The organism is Shigella sp. FC1661 (assembly GCF_001712525.1).
In the GTDB taxonomy this organism is placed as follows: Bacteria; Pseudomonadota; Gammaproteobacteria; order Enterobacterales; family Enterobacteriaceae; genus Escherichia; species Escherichia coli.
The window spans coordinates 1-930 of record NZ_MDGW01000383.1 but is presented as its reverse complement, the minus strand read 5'-3'; the positions used below and the strand labels follow the sequence as shown (position 1 = coordinate 930).

The 930-nt window shown below is 50.4% G+C and carries 1 protein-coding gene and 1 pseudogene; both read left to right on the top strand.

Annotated features, from left to right (window positions below):
- A partial coding sequence (locus BFF42_RS26820; protein ID WP_025749900.1) for a hypothetical protein occupies nt 1-264 on the top strand: 264 nt, incomplete at its 5' end.
- 47 nt (nt 265-311) lie between these two features.
- Nucleotides 312-741: pseudogene (locus BFF42_RS18585) on the top strand (transposase); the annotation flags it as partial.
- Nucleotides 742-930: the final 189 nt, after the last annotated feature.

Below are 930 nucleotides of genomic sequence, written 5' to 3'. Positions count from 1 at the left end.
GAAGAAGCTGAGGTTCTGCGCTTTGATAATTTTGACGATGCCGTTGAGTGTTGCGCAGACCTGAATATTCCGTTCTTTGTGGATGCCGGAAACAAAAAACTGGTCTTCTGGTTTGTACGTGTTGATGACGAAGGGTATCCGGAAATTGCCCGCTGCACGGAGCGGGAATTTGCGACAATTCCTGCCGGTATCAACGCCGACGGCATGTATTGCCCTGAATGCGGTACGGTTCACTGGCCAGATGGCGTTATTCCGCCTTTCTGATGCTTCCCCGTTTTGCCGATATTTTTCAGCAGGGAAACCGATGGCTTAACTGGCTGGAGAAGCAGCCGGTGCAGATGAGCCGCCTGGAACATTATGCCGGTCAGGATGAAATTGGCCTGCGTTACAACAGCCACCGGACAAAACGAGAAGAAAACCTTGTGATGAGTGGCGACGAGTTTATGGAAAGGTTCTCCTGGCATGTGGCGGATAAGGGGTTCCGGATGGTGATACGGGATCCTGAGTCCGGTGAAGCGGCGATTACTGGAAGATGTGGTGTACGCCATAACGGAGACAGTGAGAAAAACGGCGAGGCAAATCACAAGGAGAGGGATGTATCAGCAGTGACTGAAGGTTGACCCGCTGAAGTGCGAGCTGTGCGGAGGTCAGATGCGGTTTACGGGGCTGAAGAGGGGTTACCGTCTGGCAGAGCAGGTTATGATGCATGAGCCGCTGGCTCGAATACGGTGGTGCGGCTGAGAGTCGCAGAGGGGAAGTTGCGTCCATGTTGAGGGGAACGGAGCAAAAAACCATCAGAGATACATTGAATCAATCAATGTAAGCAATATTAAGTGTCTATACCGATTACTTGATGATCAGGTTGTGTTGAATAAACGCGCATTCTTCGGTGCTTTTTTAATCTTTTGGGGATTTAAATTCCTATCGATG